The following is a 20,541-nucleotide window of genomic DNA, read 5'->3' on the forward strand; positions in this document are numbered from 1 at the left end:
GGTCCTTCGACGATCTTCGAGGTGACGCGCGGGACGGAGGAACCTCCCATGAATCCCACTTCGGGACGTCCTGCATGGGTTAGAACGTCCCTTAGAACGTCCGGAAGTTGAGAGCGAGCGTCCATGCAGAACGAACGACTCCGCGCGGCCATGGCAGCCGGCGGATGGACTCAGAACAGCCTTGCGGAGCACGTCCAGGTAGACACCAAATCGGTAGAGCGCTGGGTCAACCTCGGACGGACACCCCGTCGAGCGACGGCTCTACTCGCCGCCGAAGCCCTCGCGGAGGATGCCCATGCGTTGTGGCCGGCTCTGCGTCAGGCGCGTCCCGCCCGTGCGGTCAGCCCCGAACTGATAGCGCTGTACGACCAGCGCGCCGACGTACCCGTGTCGGCCTACGTTGATCTGCTGTCCGTGGCCCGGCGCCGAATCGACGTGCTCGTGTACGCCGCCGTGTTCCTGCACGAGGCCTACCCCCGACTGAACGACCTGCTTCGTGAACGCGCCGCTGATGGTTGTGCCGTGTGGATCGCAGTTGGAAATGCCGACAGCCAGAACGTCCAACAGCGTGGCCGGGAAGAGAAGTTCGGGCACGGGATCGACTCGCGCTGCCGTCTGGCGCTGCTCCACTATCAGCCACTCCTCGGTGTGCCGGGGGTCGAGATCCGCACGCACGGGACGACCCTCTACAACAGCCTTTACCGGGCCGACGAACAGATGCTGGTCAACGCCCACGTGTGGGGCCTGAACGCCTACGGTGCACCGATGTGGCACCTGCGCCGGGTCGGCGACGGCGGGATATTCGACACGTACTCTCAGAGCTTCGAAGCCGTTTGGGCAACAGCGGCACCGGTCGAGCAGGAAGGCTGAGCCCATGGCGCGAACAGAGTTCTACGATGACCCGCACGCCCCGGAGCCGAACAGTCTTGTGGTGGCGGCCTCTGCCGTCGTCATGGACGAGGGTGGGCGCATCCTGCTCCAACGCCGGACCGACAACGGCCTGTGGTCGCTGCCGGGCGGCGGGATGGAGATGGACGACTCACTACCGGGCACTGCTGTCCGGGAGGTGAAGGAGGAGACCGGCCTGGACGTCGAGATCACCGGCCTTGTCGGTACGTACACCGACCCTCGGCACGTGATCGCCTACAGCGACGGGGAAGTGCGCCGACAGTTCAACATCTGCTTCGCGGCGCGCATCGTCGGCGGGCAGTTGGCCATCTCCGACGAGTCGACAGAGCTGCGCTTTGTCGCGCCCGAGGACTTGCCGACGTTGCCCATGCACCACACCCAGCGGCTGAGGCTCGATCACTTCCTGGACCAGCGGACGACGCCCTACCTCGGGTAGGCGGTGCGCAGAGGTGGGTGGACCCTACGTCGTGAACGTGTACCTGCACCGTCTGTGACGCAGAAGACCCCGCTCACAGGGAACGGGGCCTTCCGGAACGTGTCAAGTCAAATGAGACGTTCGTACGGTTATGCGCTCTGTTGTGCTGATTCGGGTTCTCTGCGTTTGGCGGGGTCGTTGATCCACGCCTGATCGGGGATCTTGGGCGGGCGGGGGCGGCGGGCGAAGCGTTCGGGGTGGCGGGCGTATGCCTCGTTGAGCGTGACGGCGCGCTGGTCCTGGACTTGGCCGGCGGTGCCGAAGTGCACGGACGCAGGCGTGTGCAGCCCGATGCCCGAATGGCGATGCTCATGGTTGTAATAGGCAATGAATGAGTCGAACCACTCGCGTGCGTGGTTCAGGGAGTCGAACCGCGCCGGGTAGTCGGCCATGTACTTCGTGGTTTTGAACTGGCTTTCGCTGTACGGGTTGTCATTCGAGACCTTGGGGCGCGAGTGCGAGCGCGTCACGCCCAGATCGATGAGCAACTGCGAGACTTTCTTGCTGGTCATCGAGGTGCCGCGGTCCGCGTGCAGGTGCTCGGGGGCGATGCCGTTGCGTTCGACGGTCTCGCTGATCAACTCCTCGGCGCGCTCGGCCGATTCGGCCATCTCCACGGTGTAGCCGACGACGTAGCGGCTGAAGATGTCGATGATGACGTAGGCGTGGTACCAGATGCCCTTGTCTGGTCCGGCCAGTTTGGTGATGTCCCAACTGAAGACCTGCGAGGGGGCGGTGGCCACGAGTTCGGGGATGGACTTGGCGGCGTGGGTGGCCTGGCGGCGGCGCTCGCCGGTCTGGCCCTGGGCCTCCAGGATCCGGTACATCGTGCGCACTGAGCAGTAGTAGCGGCCCTCGTCCAGTTCGCGCGCCCAGATCTGGGCAGGTGCCAGTTCGGCATAGGCCGGGCTGTTCATCAGTGCCAGGATCCGCGCGCGCTCCGCCGGAGCCAGAGCTGAGGGCGGCGAGGGGCGCGGAGCGCGCTCGCGCGGCGGGGGCGGGTTGAGCCGACGGTAGTGCGTGGCCCGTGAGCGACCGGTCAGCCGGCAGGCCGCAGTGGTGTTCAACTCCCGCTCCAGCGACTGGAAGAGCTCGTCGGCGACCTGCTCGGCCTCGGCTTTCAGCCCGCACTCTTGGAGAGCAGTTCCAAGAGTGCGGAAGCTTTTCCCAGCAGCTCCAGGGCGGCGTCCTTCTGCGCCAGCTCCCGTTCCACGACGGCCAGCCTCTTGCGCAGCCGCTCGGCCTCGGCTGCTTCGGCGGGCCTCTTGGGGCGTGCGGGCGAGGTCCGCCGGTCGGCGAGCGTGGCCATCGCTCCGGCGTCTCGCGCGGCCCGCCACTCGATGATGTGCGAGTGGTACAACCGCTCGCGGCGCAGGACCGCGCCCTTCTCCCCGCTGGGGGCGGCATCGTACTCAGCGACGATCCGCAGCTTGTATTCCGCCGTGAACGTGCGCCGCTTCGGCCGCGGGGCCGGGTCGGGCTCGGGGGCTGTGCGTGAGGTGGTGGTATTGGAAGCCATGCCGGGAATCTCCTGTCTCGCCCATCCAGACTAACCCGGACGAACCGGACGTCTCAGTCGAGACTGTCAGAGAGGGTTCGAGGGAAGCAGCAGGTCAGAGACTCACTCTGCCGTGCGTACCGGGATCCTGGTGATCAGCGGCTGGGCATCCGCGGCCGGGTCGGTGAAGAAGTCGTTGGGCTTGTTTGGCTCACGGCAACCCCAGTAGCTTGACGCTGTGACCACACCGCAGAGAGTCCTAGCCGTAGAGCGCCTGAGCATCATGACCGAGGACACCACGTCTCCGGAGAAGCAGCGCGAGTCCATAGAGCACTGGGCGAACGTGCCCGGAACGGACCGCAAGATCGTCGGCCACGCGGAAGACCTGGACATCTCCGGTGGGATGGACCCCTTCAAGCGTCCGCAGCTCGGACCCTGGCTCACGGAGCGCGCCGACGAATTCGACGTGATCGCGGTATGGAAGCTGGACAGGCTGACCCGACGCTCAGCCCACTTCGCACAGCTCCATGAGTGGTGTGAGAAGAACGGGAAGACGATCGTCTCGACCACAGAGGCAATCGACATGAGCACAGCCATGGGCAAGATGTTCGCCGCGATCATCGCTGCTTTCGCCGAGGGCGAGTTGGACACCATCCGTGCCCGTGCTGAGTCAGGGGCTCTGGCAAGGCTCAGGAAGGGTGTATGGGTCGGGGGCGTCCTCCCGTTCGGCTACCAGTTCCAGAGGCAGGCAGACGGCGGAAAGAAGCTCATACAGGACCGTGTCTATGCGCCGCTGCTCCTGGACATCGTGCAGAGACTCAAGGACGACGTGTCGCCGTACAAGATCGCCGTGGATCTCAACAAGAGCGGCGTACTGGCGTGGAGCGATCATCTGCGGGTCTTGAAGGGTGAGGAGCCGCGCGGGGTCAAGTGGGTCACGGGAACCATCCTGGCAATCCTCAAGAATCCCACTGTCGGCGGGCTCTACAGGTACAAGGGTCGGATCGTTGAGGACGACCAGGGCAACCCTGTGCCGATCACGGACGAACCGATCCTTCCCTACGCGCAGTGGGCTGAGATCGTCGCTGGCCTCACGTCCAACCGAACCACTACGCGGGCTACGCCTTCCCGGACCATGCTCGGGGGAGTCGCGATCTGCGGTAGCTGCGGGGCGAAGATGTCCTCTGCGAAGAAGACCAAGCCGAACCGCGTCTACCACTACTACGCGTGCAACTCCCTTCAAACGGGGACGTGTTCGGCTCCTGGGCGTACCAGGAAGGAAGACCTTGACGGAGCCGTGGAGAAGTTCATAGACGAGATCCTGGGCAACAAGCCGGTCATGGAGAAGGTCCAGGATCTCAGTGCGGAGACGCGCACGGAGCTGGACGCCGCAGTCGCACGTTTGAAGCGTCTTGAAGATGACTTCATTGCTGGTCGATACGACGGTGAAGCACAGGAAGAGTCCTACTGGCGGTTGCAGGGTGGTGTGACTGCCAAGGTGGCGACGCTGCGCACTGTCCTCGCTGAGCAGCAGGGCGGACCTGAGTATGTGGACACGGGCAAGACCTACCGTCAGGAGTGGGCGGGCAAGGACGACGACCAGAAGCGTGTCTTTCTCCAGCGCCACGGGATCGAAGTCAAGGTGAGCCCGCTGGAAGGCAAGGGGGGAGCGATGGTCTTCCTCCGTGCCACTGACCTTCCGGGTATCGGGAAGGCGGAAGGGCTCCAGGTGAGCACTGGACTCTTCCCGGACGGGATCAAGATGGACGTCCTTCCGTTGCGGAAGCGGGAGACGGCCAAGGCTGCCCAGTAGCCCCTAGAACGCCCCTGAGCGGCCCTCTGAGCGCCTACTGCGCCCTGCCTGGACCCAAAGTCCATCCAGCCATCCAGGGCGCTTAGAGAGCCACCCAGGCTGTTGGCTGATCCAGGGGAGAAAGGCGCAACTCTCAATAGGTTTCTTAAATAGCTATAGGTTATATAGGTAGTAAGTTCTCTATCTATATAACCTATTGTTTTATCTATCTGTTTACCTATTGATTTACCAGGAGGAATTCCCTCCGCCTAGCCATTGGTCTTCCGTCCGGGTTTCCCAAGGTGTAAGAACTAAGGGGTAAAGGCATTTTAGCGACCAGGCCGATCGGTGTCAGGGGGTTTGAACACGAGTAACTTGACCGTTCGTACCCAGTGCTAAGGGGTTTACCGAGAAACGGAGAGAAGGAGTTGGTGGTGTCTCCGCTTGAGGTAGGACTAGCCAGGCGGAGAGCCCTTGTGCCCCTTGGGTTTTCGGTACAGGAGTAACTGGTCTAAAGGCATATTGGTAGGAATTCCAGGAATTGTCGACAGAATATGAATTCACCTATTCATAAAGTATTCAATTCGACCCCCCGTACCTTTAATAAAGGTATTCATATATCGACTATGCCTAGTTTTCCGAATAGGATTTCCTTTATGCTGAGAATGCAGTATCTGAATTCGCGGAATTAGGGTAATCCAGCGCGTTGATGGGTAAACCAAAGGAGTGATTAGCGAAGCGAAGCGAGCGGGCACGTTGGTTGATCCAGAGGGATTCCCCAAGGGCTTTCCTGGTTAATCCAAGGGATATCCCTTTCCTTTGCCTGGCAGGGGCGCAGCCCCCTGTCCGGCAATTCTTTAGATCTGTTTCCTTAGTTCTATTTATTTCTATCTGTTTCTTTAGTAGCCAGTCCACCGGCTAGGGGGTAGCCAGTCCACCGGCTAGGGGGTAGCCAGTCCACCGGCTAGGGGGTAGCCAGTCCACCGGCTACCCCCCTTGCCTATTCCAGTTCTAGCGGCCCTGGATATCCCTCGGATTTCACCACATTGGGCATGTATCCGGTTGATGGGTCGAATATTTCGCCATAGATCCCAGGGACAATACACCAGTAGAAATTGGACGTTCCCATTCTCGGCTCGCTTCTCAGCCAGCCTTTCTCTTCCAATTCTGCTAGATATTCCTTAATCGTACTGACGCTCTTTCCCATATCTTTGGCTAATGCTTTGTGTGATGGGAAAGCTAGCCTGTTGTCTCCAGCGTAGTCATTGATGATCAGCCATAACATTCTGAGTTGCAGTGGCAGTCCGGCTTCTCTCAGGATGAGCTTCGGGGCTGTGAAGAAATATCCTGGTCCGTACTGAACAGTGGGATTGCGCAATTCGAGGGAAACACCCTCCCCTTTCGGGTTGGGCTTGATTTCTCCCTTTCTTGGCTTTCTCGGGCTGCTCCCCATAACTAGGCCCGATGGGCGAGGTATCTCAACGACGCCTGACGGTACCTGTAGCGCCGTGGCAGGGTCCGGCTTAGTGATCCTAGCCATTGGCTCTCTCCGACTCTCCAGGGCGGCCTACAACGGCGACCAGTGGTCCACGACGTCTACCGCTCTTAGGTCTCCCTCTCTCGAACCACCCCAGTGACTCCAGCTCTGCTACGTACGGGCTACGTACCTGGTCTCGTAGTTCTTGTATTGCATCCCAGAGCTTGCCGGAATACCCGCCTCGGATATCTGCGCCATAGGCTAGGCAAATCCAGATCAGCTTAGCCTCTAGACTGATCCCTGGTACTGTCCATATTTCTGTCTCTCTTGGGTCCATCTGATATCCTTAACATATTGGGTTGATGATTGAATTTCCTAAAGCGGCCTGCTTTAGATGAACTGCCGTGTAGTCCTTTCGTTTCCCGCCAAGGCTCCCTAGCCCTGCTACCTCTCGCTGAGCAGCAGCTAGGGAGCCTTTGGCGTTAGAAGACGCGTAACGGCATCGCGCTGCGCTCGGTGAAAGCTATCCGTCTTGGCTCTGTGTGCCATTCCGGTTCTTCATCCTCGGGCATCTCGTCTATGAGTCCGGCATCCCGTAATTCCTGTACCGCGTCTTCGTAGCTGACCTCGGGGAAGGCCCTGGCGAACAGCTCTCGGATGTCGTTCGGATCGTCTCCGTCTTGTAGCGGTCTGACCAGGGCTAGAGCTGCCTCGCTTAGTCTTCTGTGTGGAGTAATCTTTTCCATTGGCTTACCCCAGCAGGTGAAGGTGTCTGGTCTGCGTTCCCATAAATCCCTGAGTGCTGGAAACAAGCTCGTGCACTATGCCCTCTGCCTTTAGGGCTTCAAGTGCAGAGCGGTAGTCCGCACCTGGGAAAGCGCTCTGAAAGTCGACTGCCACTTGATCCAAGACAGCCGGCTGATTCTGGTCAGCATATCTCTTGATGATCTGGATTAATCCAGATCCTGTGAAGCGCAGCACCTCTCTGCGCTGAACCTGCTGCTCCTGTGCTGCTGCTTGCACTGCTAACTCCTGCTGTCTCTGTGCTTCCTGAGCCATCTTCTCCGGGTCGAGAGCATCAACCCACCAATTCTCGCTATTTCTATTCATGATTGATTCTTTCCTTATCGGTTGACGTTGTAATTGACGGTGTACTGAGTCGGTCTGCGGTTGCGGTCTACAGTGATCCACCCTGCACCTACGGCCTCATTGACTGCCCGCGTGATGGTGTCCCCGCTCCTGTTTCCTCCGATTACCTTGTTCAAGGTGCTCTGAGGAATCCCTACGGGACCTACCCAACCGCTTAGGTAAATGACCAGAACCTTCGCTCTCGCGCTCAGTCTCTCGTCATTCAAGAGTTGGTCTAGATTCATTTCTTCGTATCCTCCGTGTATAGATATCCGGCTTTCCTGCTTTACTTCTATTATATCTGGTTATCCAGGAAATGTGTTAATGACAAAGCCCCCAGAATCCCTATAAGGGAAACTGAGGGCTTTCTCTTTGCTTTGACTGCTATGCGGCCTCTGAGGAACCTCCGACAACGTCAGAGGTCATTCCGTTGCGGGCAGAGTGAAATCCATGTAAGAACTCCTCGGTGTGGGTCCGTACGGGTTCTCTCATGTCCTCGAAGATGTTTGCGTTGCCTACAGTGGCGGCCATTTCATCAATAGCACCTAGGTTGGGCATTGGAGTTGGGTAACTCATGTGTGTTCCTCTCGTAGTTATGTCCTTAGCTTCCATTATCCCTTAGCGTGGCTTATTTTCCGCGAGCGATATCGTCATCTAGTTGCATCTGTCTGTCGATCTGGGTTACTGCCGACTCCACCATGACCTCCAAGGGCTCGAAGTCGTCCTCAATGGCCGCGTACGCGGTGAACATCGCTGCCTTGTCGTCAATGGAATCCAAGCCTGCGGACTCGGTCCGCCACCGCTGGAGATCGGCTTTCCCGTAGCGGTATTTGCGACTCCGGACCTGTTCCAGAGTGGGAAGTCCGCTCAGATCGGCTTGAACGATACGCAGCGCATCACCAGGGACTAGGCCCGGCGCACCGAGATTATCCTCGATGAACTTTAGGTGCTTATCGAGATCGTCCAAACGTGCAATCAGGTGCGCACTCAGAGCCTGCCGTGTCCCCTCGATATCCAGGCCAACCTCCTTGCGGAGTTGCTTCGCGATTTTTTTAGCAAGGTCAACGCCGAACAGAGATATCGGTCCAGCCTCTGTCTGGAACCGCTCCACTTCAGGACCGAGCACTGTATTGCTGCTGTACGACAGCATGCCCTGTGAGTAGTAGCCGAGCATTGAACAGATCACATCGAAGTAGATCAGCACGGCAGGTCGAATAAGCTCCCGCCGGAGAGTATCCCGATGGTATGTCTCATTGCGGTACTTATGCAGCTTGGCGAGTACGGGAGCTAGCTCTCCTGGCAATTGGTCCCGCGAAACCATGAACTCCACCTTGGCATCGAAGTTTCGTTCGATTTCCTTGAGTCTTCTCTTGGGTACGATTGACTTTTCAAGCGATTCCATCTGCTCGCGCATCCAGTCGTTAGAGTGACCGGCAGCCTCCATCTCTTTGAGGCGTGTCAGCAGACCTTCTTCTGTCGCCTGGAAGAAGAGCGCGGATTCCGTCGACCGGTGGAGGATCACCTCAGCCGCGTTGTCAAGCAGGATGAAGGCAAGCCGCAACTGCGGGACGCGGTCCACCTCGATCAGCCGTTTGGTCTCTTCGAGCTGGACAACCAGCAATTCCAGGCGCTCCATGGCTTACCCGTCTTCCGTCTCTGCACGTCGCTGCGTGATGGCCATGATGACCCACCCGCAGTAGGCAGCACCCGGGATTTTCCAGCCTGCCCCTGTGGGACTGCTGGCGGAGATTGCCTCACCGTCTGTGACCGGTTCCAAGGCGTCCAACAAACGAAGGATTGTGAGACACCCCGCCGATACGTCCCATGGAGCCGTTTCGGCGTTCAAAACCCGTCTCACAACCTGGCTCAACCCCTTGATGTTTTGAGACGAGTTATGAGACGATCCATGCATGACGAAGACGAGCGAGACCACGGGCCACCTGATCGGCTACGCACGCGTCTCCACTGAGGACCAGGACGCACAGCTCCAGCGCGACTCACTCAACGCGGCAGGCTGCTCCCGGATCTTTGAGGACAAGGCGTCCGGCAAGAACACGAATCGACCGGAGCTGTCGGCGGCTCTGGACTACCTCCGCCCCGGAGATACGTTGGTCGTCTGGAAGCTCGACAGGTTCGCCCGCTCGCTCATCGACCTTGTTACGACCGTGGACGCTCTGCGGGTACGGGGGATCGGCTTCAAGGTGCTGACTGGCGCTCTTGCCAACATCGACACCAGCACCCCGGATGGCCGGCTCATGCTCCAGGTGATCGGAGCCATGGCGGAGTTTGAGCGCTCCCTGATCGTGGAGCGCACCCGTGCTGGTCTCGACGCCGCGAAAGCGCAGGGGCGTACGGGTGGACGGCCTTCTGTCGTCAGTGACGACGTGCTCACGGTGGCGCGTGCCCGTAAGGAGAAGGGCGAGAGCATTACCAGCATTGCCAAGGCGCTCGGCGTATCCAGGGCGACCCTGTACCGCCACCTTGGCTAAAGGTCTGCCACCTTGGCGAGTAGGGAGCAGCACGACAGAGATAGGTCCCTCCGGGGGCCTATTTTGCTGTCAACTCGCTTGCTGGGAAGGAGAGTTGTGCAACTCCACTGCGGCGGGTCGGCAGCGAGGGCAGGAGCACGGTGGCAGAGCCAGCGACAGTGAGTAGATGTCGTTCTTCGTGCTCGGCTCGTATGCCTTCACCTGCAACTCCTGCTGCTCCCCGGTGTCGGCGTTGACCACGTAGACGCGGAGACGGATCACGGGTGCCTCCGAGCGTCCTCGGTCGGCGCGTCCGTTCGTTCTTCCTCGGCCGAGTGAATCGCTGTGATGTGTCGATGCCACATGACTCGAATATCTGTTCGACGCGAGTAGTCGGCGGTCAGCATCGCTGCCTGCTCTTGCTCGGCCAGTCTCAGGCACTCTGCGCAGTCCTCATCCTTGGGAGTCACTTCTCTGCCCCGCCTCTCTCGACTGGCTTCCATGCGTTCAGGTTGTCCTGTCGGATACGGCCACGTCGGGGGCAAGTTAGGGGGCATCCTGGAGATATGGCGATTGGGGAAGTCATCCGTGACCTGCGCTTAAGTCGCGGCATGACACAGGTTGAGCTAGCGGCGCGACTGTGCGAAGTGGACGGCAACGATGCCGGAGTGCCCTCCCGTGACCAGGTGAAGCGGTGGGAGTCCGAGAAGGTCATTCCCGGTGGCCGTTGGATCACTGCACTGTCCCAAGTCTTCGATGGCTCAGGGGAGTTGCTTAACAGTGAAGCCAGGAGCAGCAGAGTGAAGCGGCGAACCTTCCTCGCTGCTACCGGGGTAGTCGTCACTGCCCCGCGCAAGGCTGAGCTACTGGACATGCTCGCTTCTGTGGCTGGTGGAGATGAAGGTTGGCTCTCCCGCAACATCGGCCCGTATGACTTCTCCGTCTCCCTGGCCAACCTTGCGAACCGCGACCAGGGGACGAAGCGGCGGCTTGTCCGGTGGCTGGAAGACGGCTCAACGTCGCTGCTCCGTGGCAACGCTCAGGGGACTCTCTTCAAGACCCAGCACACTGACTTGGTGGAACGCGCAGAGCTGTCCATGCGGCACGACGCAGAGACCCGTGCGCGCTGTATGCGCTGCTTCACCCGCAGGACGTTCGGTCTGCCGTGGCCGGAAGCGTCCCGATACACCGCCCGTGCTGCTCCCGATACAGAGGTGCAGGCTCTCGGCCGTCTGCTCCATGACCCTCTGGACGCTTCCAACAGATGGTGCGCCGCTGTCTACCTGGGAGAGGCTGTTGAGGGTGGCTCTACGGTTGCCAGGAGCCTTCTGGGAGAGGCGTTGCGTACGGAGTCGAGTAGGGAGAACCTGCGGGCTCTCGGACTAGCGATGAACGGAGAGCGGCCGTGGAACTGATCAGCTTGCGCGACAAGGGCGACATGATCGAAGCGCTCACCAGGATCGCGGAGCAGCAGGGGATCAAGAACGCTGCTGTCGTCTCCGTGGTGGGAGCGGTCCGGACGTTCACCCTGTCCAACATGAAGGCTGACAACCCGCGCGAACCTGTCCTCACGTCCGGGCGACTGGCAGAGGTGTCCGGGAACGGCGAGATCATCGACGGGGTTCCCAACCTGCATGTGACCTGCGGCCTGGAAGGCGGGCAGGCTCTCGCTGGTCATCTCCATGCCGCAGAGGTGGGCGGACCCTACTTCGTGAACCTGTACCTGCACCGCCTGTGACGCAAGGAACCCCGCTCACAGGGAACGGGGTCCTTAAGAGGGAAGCAGCAGGTCAGAGGTTCACTCGGCTGTGCGGACCGGGATGCTGGTGAAAACTGCGGCAGGTTGCTGCGGAGCAAAGAAGTCGTTGCCCTTGTCGTCGACGACGACGAAGGCGGGGAAGTCCACGACCTCGATCCGCCAGACGGCTTCCATGCCCAGCTCGGCGTACTCCAGGACCTCGACCTTCTTGATGCAGTCCAGCGCCAGCCGGGCGGCCGGGCCGCCGATGGAGCCGAGGTAGAAGCCGCCGTGCTTGGCGCAGGCATTCGTGACCTGCTGCGAGCGGTTGCCCTTGGCCAGCATCACCATCGAGCCGCCCGCGGCCTGGAACTGGTCGACGTAGGAGTCCATCCGCCCCGCCGTGGTCGGGCCGAAGGAGCCGGAGGCGTAGCCCTCCGGGGTCTTGGCCGGGCCGGCGTAGTAGACCGGGTGGTCCTTGAGGTACTGCGGCATGCCCTCGCCCGCGTCCAGTCGCTCCTTGATCTTGGCGTGGGCGATGTCCCGCGCCACCACCAGCGTCCCGGTGAGCGAGAGCCGGGTCTTCACCGGGTGCTTGGACAGCTCTGCGCGGATCTCGGCCATCGGCTGGTCCAGGTCGATCCGGACCACCGAGTCGTCCAGGTGCTCGTCCGTGGTCTCCGGCAGGTACTTGGCCGGGTCGGTCTCCAGCTGCTCCAGGAAGACCCCCTCCGCGGTGATCTTGCCCAGCGCCTGCCGGTCGGCCGAGCAGGACACCGCCATGGCCACCGGCAGCGAGGCGCCGTGCCGCGGCAGCCGGATCACCCGGACGTCGTGGCAGAAGTACTTGCCGCCGAACTGGGCGCCGATGCCGATCTTCTGGGTCAGCTCCTGGACCTTCGCCTCCAGCTCCAGGTCGCGGAAGCCGTGGCCGGTGGCCGAGCCCTCGGTCGGCAGCGAGTCCAGGTAGTGCGCGGAGGCGTACTTGGCGGTCTTCAGCGCGAACTCCGCGCTGGTCCCGCCGACCACGATGGCCAGGTGGTACGGCGGGCAGGCCGCCGTCCCCAGCGAGCGGATCTTCGCCTCCAGGAAGGCCATCATCGACGACTCATTGAGGATCGCCTTGGTCTCCTGGTACAGGTACGACTTGTTGGCGCTGCCGCCGCCCTTCGCCATGAACAGGAACTTGTACGCGCCGCCGTCCGTCGCGTAGAGCTCGATCTGCGCGGGCAGGTTGCTACCGGTGTTCTTCTCGTCCCACATGGTCAGCGGGGCCATCTGCGAGTAGCGCAGATTGAGCTTGGTGTAGGCGTCGTAGATGCCCTGCGACAGCGCCGACTCGTCGGTCCCGCTGGTCAGCACGTTCTGGCCGCGCTTGCCCATCACGATCGCGGTGCCGGTGTCCTGGCACATCGGCAGCACGCCGCCGACCGCGATACTGGCGTTCTTCAGCAGGTCCAGGGCCACGAAGCGGTCGTTGGGGCTGGCCTCGGGGTCGTCCAGGATCCGGCGCAGCTGCGCCAGGTGCGCCGGGCGCAGCATGTGCGAGATGTCGTGCATCGCCTCGGCCGCGAGCAGCCGCATCGCCTCCGGCTCGACCTGCAGGAACGTCCGCCCGTTCGCCTCGAAGGTGCTGACCCCCTCGCTGCTGAGCAGCCGGTACGGAGTCGGGTCCGCGCCGAGCGGCAGCAGGTCGGTGTAGGCGAATTCGGGCATGGCGGGATCCTCAATCATCGGCGATCTGAGCTCGTCCACCAGGGTACTGATCGGGGCTGTCATGGACGGCGGCCGGGTGACTATCCTCACTCTGTGGACAACTCTTCCCTTCCGGACCCTTTGAAGAAGCCCTACGCCGACCCGGTGCAGGCCGAACTCCGCGCCTCCGACGCCGATCGCGAGCGGGTGGCCGAGGCGCTGCGCGAGGCGTACGCGGAGGGGCGGCTCACCGCCGAGGAGCACTCGGACCGGGTGGACGCCGTGTACGCGGCGAAGACGCTCGGCGAGCTCGTCCCGCTGACCAGGGATCTTCCCTCGCACGCCGCGACCCACGCCGCGACCCACGGGGACGTCCGCCAGTCCGCCGCGGTGCCGCGGCCGGCGTCCAAGCAGGCCCAGTCCTCGCTGTCGGCCCGCAACGAGCCGGAGACCATGGTCGCGGTGTTCGGCGGGGCGCAGCGCAAGGGCCGGTTCCGCGCCGGGCGCTCGCTGAAGGCGGTGGCGGTGTTCGGCGGGGTGGAGATCGACCTGACCGAGGCGGTCTTCGACGCCCCCGAGCTGGTGATCCACTGCACCGCGGTGTTCGGCGGCGTCGAGATCAGGGTCCCGGACCATGTCACCCTGCGCGGCGGCGGGGCCGGCGTCTTCGGCGGCTTCGACGTGAAGCACCAGGAGGGCACCGATCCGCACGGCCCGGTGGTGACCATCAAGGGCGCCGCGGTCTTCGGCGGGGTCGAGGCGAAGTGGCGCAAGCCGAGCAAGCTCGCCGCGAAGGCACGGGAGAAGGCCCGCAAGTTCCTGGAGGACTAGACCTGCCGCACGTTCCTGGAGGCCTGGAGCTGACGGTCTGTCCGGCCAACCTGACCCCGAATCCACCGATGAATGACCTGTCCGAGGCCTGGACATAACGACGCGGATGCCCTCTGACCTGGGACGATGGGACTTCCTACAGAACCAAGTCGCCAGAACGAGAGAACATCCGCGAGATGCAATCCTGCCATGCCGCCACAGCGGTTTCCGCCGTCTTCGACGAGCCGAACCTGATCGCCGATGCCGGGCTGCTGTCGCTGGTCCGGCTGGCCGAGCGGGCCGGCCTGCGGCAACTGGCCGCGTCCGCGCTCCGCATCGAGGGCGCCGACAACAGCGGCGGAGCCAACCCGGCCGCCAAAGTGATGTCGCTGATCAGCGCGATGTGCGCGGGCGCGGACAGCATCGACGACGCGGCGCGGCTGCGGCACGGCGCGATGGACCGCGCCTTCACCTCGGTCCGCGCGCCCTCCACCCTGGGCACCTTCCTGCGCTCCTTCACCCACGGCCACAACCGCCAGCTCCACCGCGTTCACCGCGACTTCCTGGCCCGACTGGCCCGCAGCACCCCACTGCTGCCCGGCGCCGACACACTGATGTTCATCGACATCGACCCCACCCACCGCCGCGTGTACGGCCACGCCAAGCAGGGCGCGCAGGTCGGCCGCCTCAAGGGCCAGCGCACCCTGCACCCGATCCTGGCCACCCTGTCCACCCCGATCGCCCGGCCCGTGATCGGCGCGGTCCGCCTGCGCCGCGGCAAGGCCGCCGACGTCCGCGGAGCCGAGAGCTTCGTGAGCGAGGCCCTGGCCATAGCGAAGGAGACCGGCGGCACCGGGATCCGCCTGGTCCGCGCGGACAGCAAGTTCTACACCGCCGACGTGGTCGCCGCCTGCCGCCGGGCCGGCGCCCGATTCTCCCTGACCACCGGCATGAACCCCTCCATCGCGGGCGCGATCTCCCGCATCCCGCAGGAGTCCTGGACGGCGATCCGCTACCCGGACGCCTTCGTCGACCCCGACACCGGCGAGATGGTCTCCGACGCCGAGGTCGCCGAGATCCCCTACACCGCCTTCACCGGCCGAAGGAAGTCCGAGCACGTCACCGCCCGGCTGATCGTGCGCCGGGTCCGCCGATTGAACGCCGAAGTGGCCCAGGGTCAGGGCGAGTTGTTCACCGCCTGGCGTTACCACCCCGTCTTCACCGACAGCTCCTTCGCGGTGCTGCAGGCGGAACTGCACCACCGGCAGCACGCCGTGGTGGAGCAGGTGATCGCGGACGGGAAGTCCGGGCCTCTGGCCCACCTGCCGTCCGGGAACTTCCAGGCCAACGCCGCGTGGCTGACCCTGTGGGCGATGTCGCACAACCTGCTGCGGGCCGCCGGTGCGCTGACCTCGGTCTTCCACGCCAAGGCCACCACAGCGACCCTGCGCGCCCACCTGGTCCACGTCCCGGCCCGGCTCGCGCGCACCGCGCGCACCAAATTGACGGTGCATCTGCCCGAGCACTGGCCCTGGCGCGACGCCTTCACCGCCCTGTTCGAGGCCGTCCACTCCCCACCGCCGCGCCCGGCGGCCTGACCGCCACAAGATCCCGCACCGCGACGGCCCGACGGCCACCGGCGACAGCGCCACCAACCGCTCCCGACCCCGCACAACCCCTCGGACAGGCCGCGACCCGCGCACGGCGGCTACCGCACACCCTCAACCTGTTGCCCCCAGCGGCCGACCGTCCACGGGCAGGAGAGCAACCCCGAAATGATCAGCCGGTGGATTCGGGCTGACTGTCTGTTGGTCGGATTGTGTGCGCAATGCATGAATTGGTGTGCAGGAGGGTACATCTGGCCTCACACCGCCTGGCTCGCACGGCGGTGTGCGGTACCCCTCACCGTGCTCTCATCGCTGCGTCAGGAGTGTGTCGTGCTTCATCCGATAGAAGCCCGTATGGCCGAGTCCGGAACTCATGTCCCGGTGCAACGCGGGTCCACGGATGACACCCCCTGGCATTCCAATGCCGCCTGTCGCCGGGACGAGGCGGGGCTGTTCTTCGCGCCCTCCAAGGAGCCCGACCGCGGCCCGGCTGGCGCGCGAGGAGCACGCCAAGCGGGTCTGCGCGCGCTGCCCGGTGCTGCTGGCCTGCCGGGAGCACGCCCTGCTCCAGCCCGAGCCGTACGGCGTCTGGGGCGGCCTGACCGCCGCTGAGCGCCGGGTGGTGCTGGCCCGGCGCCGCCGCCGGGAGCAGGAGCTCCGAGAGGCGGCGCGGGCCACCCAGCCGGTCGCCGCGGCGGGCTAGCCGCCGCGACCTGACCGGCCGGGCTGATCAGCGCCGGGCTGATCAGCCGCAGGCGTCAGCGGGCGCGGTCGAAGTCGATCGCGCTGTAGGCCCTGAGCTTGGACAGCCGGTGGGTGCTCTCGATCCTGCGGATCGTGCCGCTCTTGGACCGCAATCACCAGCGAGCTGGTGGTCGCGGTCTCCGGGCCGTAGTGCACCCCGCGCAGCAGCTCCCCGTCGGTGATCCCGGTGGCGACGAAGAACACGTTCTCGCCGCTGACCAGGTCGTCGGTGTGCAGGATCCGGTCCAGGTCGTGCCCGGCGTCCAGGGCCTTGCGGCGCTCGGCCTCGTCCTTGGGCCAGAGCCGGCCCTGGATCACGCCGCCGAGGCACTTTATGGCGCAGGCCGCGATGATGCCCTCGGGCGTCCCGCCGACGCCGAGCAGCAGGTCGACGCCGGTGCCCTCGCGCACCGCCATGACCGCGCCGGCCACGTCGCCGTCCGAGATGAACTTGATCCTGGCCCCGGTGGCCCGGATCTCCTCGGCCAGCTTCTCGTGCCGCGGCCGGTCCAGCAGGACCACGGTGACGTCCTCCGGGGTGCCGCCCTTGGCCCGGGCGACCGCCCGGACGTTGTGCTCGACCGGGGCCGAGATGTCGACGAGACCGGCTGCCTCCGGGCCCGCGACCAGCTTGTCCATGTAGAAGACGGCGCTGGGGTCGAACATGGTGCCCCGGTCGGCGACGGCGAGCACCGCCACCGCGTTGGGCATGCCCTTGGCGGCCAGCGTGGTGCCGTCCACCGGGTCGACGGCGACGTCGCACTCGGGGCCGGTCCCGTCGCCGATCCGCTCGCCGTTGAAGAGCATCGGCGCGTCGTCCTTCTCGCCCTCGCCGATGACGACGATGCCGTTCATCGAGACGGTGTGGACGAGCGTGCGCATGGCGCGTACGGCGGCGCCGTCGGCGCCGTTCTTGTCGCCGCGGCCGACCCAGCGGCCGGCCGCCATCGCGGCGGCTTCGGTCACCCGGACCAGTTCCAGGGCCAGGTTGCGGTCGGGCGCCTCGGGGGCGACCTCGAGGGAGGAGGGAAGACTGTGTGACTGTGGTTCGGTCATCGGTTGCGTACCTCTCTGTACGACGACGGCCGGATGAGGGTGTGCCGATGGTACCGGCGACCTGCGGAGATGTCTGTGGCGTGCGGCACTGGTACCGCAGGGTGACCGGGCGCGCCGGGGTTCAGGACCCCGGTGCCGGGCCGGGCACCGGCCATGGTTCACCATGGAGGGGTGGCAACTCAGAGCGCGCCGGCGCAGACCGGGACAGCAGCAGCCCCCGCCCCGAAGCGGCGCGGGATGGCCAACAAGTCCGCCCGGGACATGATTCTCTCGATGGTCCTGGTGATGGCCGCGGGCGTGGTCATCTACCTGTTCATCCCGCACAGCGGCGGCAGCGGCGTGCACCCGGTCGAGTACGACACGGCGGTGCTGTCGGCACGCCGGGCCGCCCCGTACCCGGTGCTGGCGCCGGAGGGCCTGCCGAAGGGCTGGAACGCGACCGCGGTCGAGTACGACGGCTCGGACGCCAAGGACGCGCAGTGGACGCTGGGCTTCATCGACCCGGCCGGCCAGTACGTCGCGGTGCGCCAGAGCAACGGCCCGGCGGGGGCCTTCCTCGCCGACGCGACCACCAACGGGGTCAAGCAGGCCGGCACCAGCACGGTCGACGGCACCGTCTGGAGCCACTACCAGGGCGACCGCTACCGGGCCCTGGTGCTGAAGACGGCCACCGGCACCACGGCGGTCACCGGGACCGAGTCCTACGCGGACCTGGCGGCGTTCGCCGCGAAGCTCAAGTAGACAGCACGGCAGAGGGCCCCACCGGCGGTTGCCGGTGGGGCCCTCTGCCGTGCTGTCCGGGGCTCAGACGGTGGTGACGACCTCGTCGAAGGACAGCCGCGGGTTGCGCGGGTACCAGGCGTCGGCGCCGGGCTTGCCGATGTTGACGACAGTCAGCACCGAGTGGTCGCCGTCGAGGAACTCCTTGTTGATGCCGGCCGCGTCGAAGCCGGTCATCGGGCCCGCGGCCAGGCCGGCCGCGCGGACGCCCAGCACGAAGTAGCCGGCCTGCAGGGTGGCGTTGAAGTTGCTGGAGTGCTCACGGGCCGGACGCTCGGAGAAGAAGAGGTCCTTGGCCTGCGGGAAGGCGGGGAACTGGGCCGGGAGCTCCTCGTGGAACTCGTGGTCCGCGGCCAGGATGGCGACCAGCGGGGCAGTGGCGGTCTTGGCCTTGTTGCCGTCGGCCATGTGGGCGACCAGGCGCTCGCGGGCCTCGGCGGAGCGGACCAGGACGACCCGCAGCGGCTGCTGGTTGAACGCGGTCGGCGCGTACTTGACCAGGTCGTAGATCGCCTGGATCTGCTCGTCGGTCACCGGCTCGTCGGTGAAGGTGTTCGCGGTGCGGGCCTCGCGGAACAGCAGGTCCTGGGCGGCGGCGTCGAGTACCAGGGCGTCAGACATTGGTTCACCTTTAGGGTCGGTGCTGAGGGCGGCAGGAGCGCCGCGTCCACAACCGCCAATGTAGGTGAAGTTTCAACCATTTGCCAAACAGATGATGTGAGGAGTGATCGACCTCACTCGGCCGCGGGCTCCTCCTCGCCCTCCGCCAGCGCCGCGTCCAGCCGCGCCCTGGCCCCGTCCAGCCAGCGCTCGCACACCTTCGCCAGCTGCTCGCCCCGCTCCCACAGCGCCAGCGACTCCTCCAGCGAGGTCCCGCCCGTCTCCAGGGTCCGGACGACCTCGAGCAGCGCGTCCCGCGCCTGCTCATAGCCCAGGGCGTCGTCCACGGTGCGGTCGGATCGCTGGCCGGCCGACTGCTTGCTGTCCGACTGCTTGATGTCCGACTGCTTCGTCATGCCGCCCAGCCTACGGGTGGCGACTGACAATTCGGACGCGTCAGTTCTGATCCACCGTCACGCCGAAGCCGCCTTCGGCGACCCGGGCCCGCAGGGCCTCGCCCGGGGCGACCTGGGCCGGGTCGCGGACCACCGAGCCGTCCTCGCGCTGGAGCACCGCGTAGCCGCGCTGGAGCGTCGCCGCGGGGGAGAGCGCCACCACCCGGGCCAGGGTGTGCGACAGCTCGGAGGCGGCCCGGTCCAGCCGGTGGTCCAGGGTCCGCCGGGAGCGGTCCAGCAGCGCGGCCAGCTCCCGGGCGCGCTCGTCCACCATCCGGTGCGGGGCCGCCAGTACCGGGCGGCTCCGGACCGCGGCCAGCCCGCCGCGCTCCCGCTCCAGCCGGGCGCGGATGCCGTGCCGGGCCCGGTCCCGCAGCCCGTGCACCCGGGCCAGCTCCTCCCGTACGTCCGGCACGACCCGCTTGGCGGCGTCGGTCGGGGTGGAGGCGCGCAGGTCGGCGACATAGTCCAGCAGCGGCTGGTCCGGCTCGTGCCCGATGGCGCTGACCACCGGGGTCCGGGCCGCCGCGACCGCGCGGACCAGCTGCTCGTCCGAGAACGGCAGCAGGTCCTCGACGCTGCCGCCGCCCCGGGCGACGATGATCACGTCCACGTCGGGGTGCTCGTCCAGCTCCTTCACCGCCGCGATCACCTCGGGCACCGCGTGCACCCCCTGCACCGGGACGTTGCGCACCTCGAAGCGCACGGCCGGCCAGCGCCGGCGCGCGTTCTGCAGCACATCGCGCTCTGCGGCGGACGCGCGCCCGGTCACCAGCCCGACGCAGCGCGGCAGGAACGGCATCGGCTTCTTCCGCTCGGCGGCGAACAGCCCCTCCGCACCGAGGGTGCGCTTCAGCAGCTCGAGCCGGGCCAGCAGATCGCCCAGGCCGACCAGCCGGATCTCGGCGGCGCGCAGCGACAGCGTGCCGCGCGGTCCGTACCACTCGGGCTTGGCGTGCACCACGACCCGCGAGCCCTGGGTGACCAGCTCCGCGACCGGGTCGAAGACCGTGCGGTAGCAGGTGACCGAGAGCGAGACGTTCTCGGAGGTGTCACGCAGCGTCAGGAAGACCACCCCGGCGCCGGGACGCCGGCTCAGTTCGGTGATCTGCCCCTCCACCCAGACCGCGCCGAGGCGGCTGATCCAGCCGCCGATGAGCTGGGAGACCCGGCCGACCGGGATCGGGGCGTCCGGCGAGTTGTCGAGGGCCATGCCCCGAGCCTAGCGGCGGGGTCCGACATCGACGGGTACGGACGCCGGGTCGGCGGTCACCCCCGGTGCCGGCGGTGCCTGCCGGTAGGCTTGCGC

18 protein-coding genes and 2 pseudogenes are annotated in these 20,541 nt (G+C 65.1%); 10 read left to right on the forward strand and 10 right to left on the reverse strand.

Annotated features, from left to right (window positions below; all coding sequences use genetic code 11):
- The first annotated feature begins 123 nt into the window (after window positions 1–123).
- Together ACXKR8_RS31490 and ACXKR8_RS31495 are read left to right on the forward strand one after the other, a co-directional pair.
- On the forward strand, window positions 124–870 hold the full coding sequence (locus ACXKR8_RS31490; RefSeq protein WP_458267959.1) for an XRE family transcriptional regulator: 747 nt from the start codon (window positions 124–126) through the stop codon (window positions 868–870).
- A gap of 4 nt (window positions 871–874) precedes the next feature.
- Window positions 875–1,345, forward strand: a complete 471-nt coding sequence (locus ACXKR8_RS31495; RefSeq protein ID WP_458267960.1) for an NUDIX domain-containing protein — start codon at window positions 875–877, stop codon at window positions 1,343–1,345.
- Between the two features lie 128 nt (window positions 1,346–1,473).
- On the opposite strand, the gene ACXKR8_RS31500 is transcribed toward ACXKR8_RS31495, so the two are convergent.
- The gene (locus ACXKR8_RS31500; RefSeq protein WP_458274906.1) at window positions 1,474–2,508 is read right to left on the reverse strand and encodes an IS3 family transposase; all 1,035 of its coding nucleotides are present in this window, start codon (window positions 2,506–2,508) and stop codon (window positions 1,474–1,476) included.
- Window positions 2,505–2,903 carry a transposase gene (locus ACXKR8_RS31505; protein WP_458266979.1) on the reverse strand — a complete coding sequence of 133 codons (399 nt, stop codon included), beginning with the start codon at window positions 2,901–2,903 and terminating at the stop codon, window positions 2,505–2,507. The genes ACXKR8_RS31500 and ACXKR8_RS31505 overlap by 4 nt, the downstream gene beginning before the upstream one ends.
- Before the next feature lie 262 nt (window positions 2,904–3,165).
- On the opposite strand from ACXKR8_RS31505, the gene ACXKR8_RS31510 reads away from it, so the two are divergent.
- Window positions 3,166–4,695 carry a recombinase family protein gene (locus ACXKR8_RS31510; protein ID WP_458267961.1) on the forward strand — a complete coding sequence of 510 codons (1,530 nt, stop codon included), beginning with the start codon at window positions 3,166–3,168 and terminating at the stop codon, window positions 4,693–4,695.
- 979 nt (window positions 4,696–5,674) lie between these two features.
- Here ACXKR8_RS31510 and ACXKR8_RS31515 read toward each other — a convergent pair.
- The 3 genes from ACXKR8_RS31515 to ACXKR8_RS31525 form a co-directional block, all read right to left on the reverse strand.
- On the reverse strand, window positions 5,675–6,214 hold the full coding sequence (locus tag ACXKR8_RS31515) for a helix-turn-helix domain-containing protein (protein ID WP_458267962.1): 540 nt from the start codon (window positions 6,212–6,214) through the stop codon (window positions 5,675–5,677).
- Between the two features lie 687 nt (window positions 6,215–6,901).
- Complete coding sequence (locus tag ACXKR8_RS31520) at window positions 6,902–7,261, reverse strand: hypothetical protein (RefSeq protein WP_458267963.1); 360 nt, start codon at window positions 7,259–7,261, stop codon at window positions 6,902–6,904.
- A 646-nt stretch (window positions 7,262–7,907) separates the two neighbouring features.
- Window positions 7,908–8,915 carry a hypothetical protein gene (locus ACXKR8_RS31525; protein ID WP_458267964.1) on the reverse strand — a complete coding sequence of 336 codons (1,008 nt, stop codon included), beginning with the start codon at window positions 8,913–8,915 and terminating at the stop codon, window positions 7,908–7,910.
- 274 nt (window positions 8,916–9,189) lie between these two features.
- On the opposite strand from ACXKR8_RS31525, the gene ACXKR8_RS31530 reads away from it, so the two are divergent.
- The 3 genes from ACXKR8_RS31530 (at window position 9,190) to ACXKR8_RS31540 (ending at window position 11,485) form a co-directional block, all read left to right on the forward strand.
- A complete protein-coding gene (locus ACXKR8_RS31530) occupies window positions 9,190–9,768 on the forward strand; it encodes a recombinase family protein (protein WP_458267965.1) in 579 nt (192 codons plus the stop codon).
- Window positions 9,769–10,358: 590 nt separating this feature from the next.
- Window positions 10,359–11,162: a hypothetical protein gene (locus tag ACXKR8_RS31535; RefSeq protein ID WP_458267966.1), complete on the forward strand. Its 804-nt coding sequence runs from the start codon at window positions 10,359–10,361 to the stop codon at window positions 11,160–11,162.
- Window positions 11,153–11,485 carry a PCC domain-containing protein gene (locus ACXKR8_RS31540; protein ID WP_458267967.1) on the forward strand — a complete coding sequence of 111 codons (333 nt, stop codon included), beginning with the start codon at window positions 11,153–11,155 and terminating at the stop codon, window positions 11,483–11,485. The genes ACXKR8_RS31535 and ACXKR8_RS31540 overlap by 10 nt, the downstream gene beginning before the upstream one ends.
- A gap of 60 nt (window positions 11,486–11,545) precedes the next feature.
- On the opposite strand, the gene ACXKR8_RS31545 is transcribed toward ACXKR8_RS31540, so the two are convergent.
- Complete coding sequence (locus ACXKR8_RS31545; protein ID WP_458267968.1) at window positions 11,546–13,201, reverse strand: fumarate hydratase; 1,656 nt, start codon at window positions 13,199–13,201, stop codon at window positions 11,546–11,548.
- Window positions 13,202–13,294: 93 nt separating this feature from the next.
- On the opposite strand from ACXKR8_RS31545, the gene ACXKR8_RS31550 reads away from it, so the two are divergent.
- From ACXKR8_RS31550 to ACXKR8_RS31560, 3 genes and pseudogenes are all read left to right on the forward strand, one after another.
- Window positions 13,295–14,011 carry a DUF1707 SHOCT-like domain-containing protein gene (locus ACXKR8_RS31550; RefSeq protein WP_458267969.1) on the forward strand — a complete coding sequence of 239 codons (717 nt, stop codon included), beginning with the start codon at window positions 13,295–13,297 and terminating at the stop codon, window positions 14,009–14,011.
- A 176-nt stretch (window positions 14,012–14,187) separates the two neighbouring features.
- Entirely contained in the window at window positions 14,188–15,588 is a 1,401-nt protein-coding gene (locus tag ACXKR8_RS31555) for an IS1380 family transposase (protein WP_458266600.1), read from the forward strand.
- Window positions 15,589–15,951: 363 nt separating this feature from the next.
- Window positions 15,952–16,300 (forward strand): annotated as a pseudogene (locus tag ACXKR8_RS31560) (WhiB family transcriptional regulator).
- 55 nt (window positions 16,301–16,355) lie between these two features.
- Here the strand turns inward: ACXKR8_RS31560 and glpX are convergent.
- Window positions 16,356–17,397, reverse strand: a pseudogene (gene glpX, locus ACXKR8_RS31565) (class II fructose-bisphosphatase).
- Window positions 17,398–17,568: 171 nt separating this feature from the next.
- Here glpX and ACXKR8_RS31570 point away from each other — a divergent pair.
- Window positions 17,569–18,138: a DUF4245 domain-containing protein gene (locus ACXKR8_RS31570; RefSeq protein WP_458267972.1), complete on the forward strand. Its 570-nt coding sequence runs from the start codon at window positions 17,569–17,571 to the stop codon at window positions 18,136–18,138.
- Window positions 18,139–18,201: 63 nt separating this feature from the next.
- Here the strand turns inward: ACXKR8_RS31570 and ACXKR8_RS31575 are convergent, their stop codons facing one another.
- From ACXKR8_RS31575 to xseA, 3 genes are all read right to left on the reverse strand, one after another.
- Window positions 18,202–18,798 carry a malonic semialdehyde reductase gene (locus tag ACXKR8_RS31575; protein ID WP_458267973.1) on the reverse strand — a complete coding sequence of 199 codons (597 nt, stop codon included), beginning with the start codon at window positions 18,796–18,798 and terminating at the stop codon, window positions 18,202–18,204.
- Between the two features lie 113 nt (window positions 18,799–18,911).
- Complete coding sequence (locus ACXKR8_RS31580) at window positions 18,912–19,193, reverse strand: exodeoxyribonuclease VII small subunit (protein WP_458267974.1); 282 nt, start codon at window positions 19,191–19,193, stop codon at window positions 18,912–18,914.
- A 40-nt stretch (window positions 19,194–19,233) separates the two neighbouring features.
- Window positions 19,234–20,445, reverse strand: a complete 1,212-nt coding sequence (xseA, locus tag ACXKR8_RS31585) for an exodeoxyribonuclease VII large subunit (protein ID WP_458267975.1) — start codon at window positions 20,443–20,445, stop codon at window positions 19,234–19,236.
- Window positions 20,446–20,541: the final 96 nt, after the last annotated feature.

It is taken from the genome of Streptacidiphilus sp. PAMC 29251 (assembly GCF_054208735.2).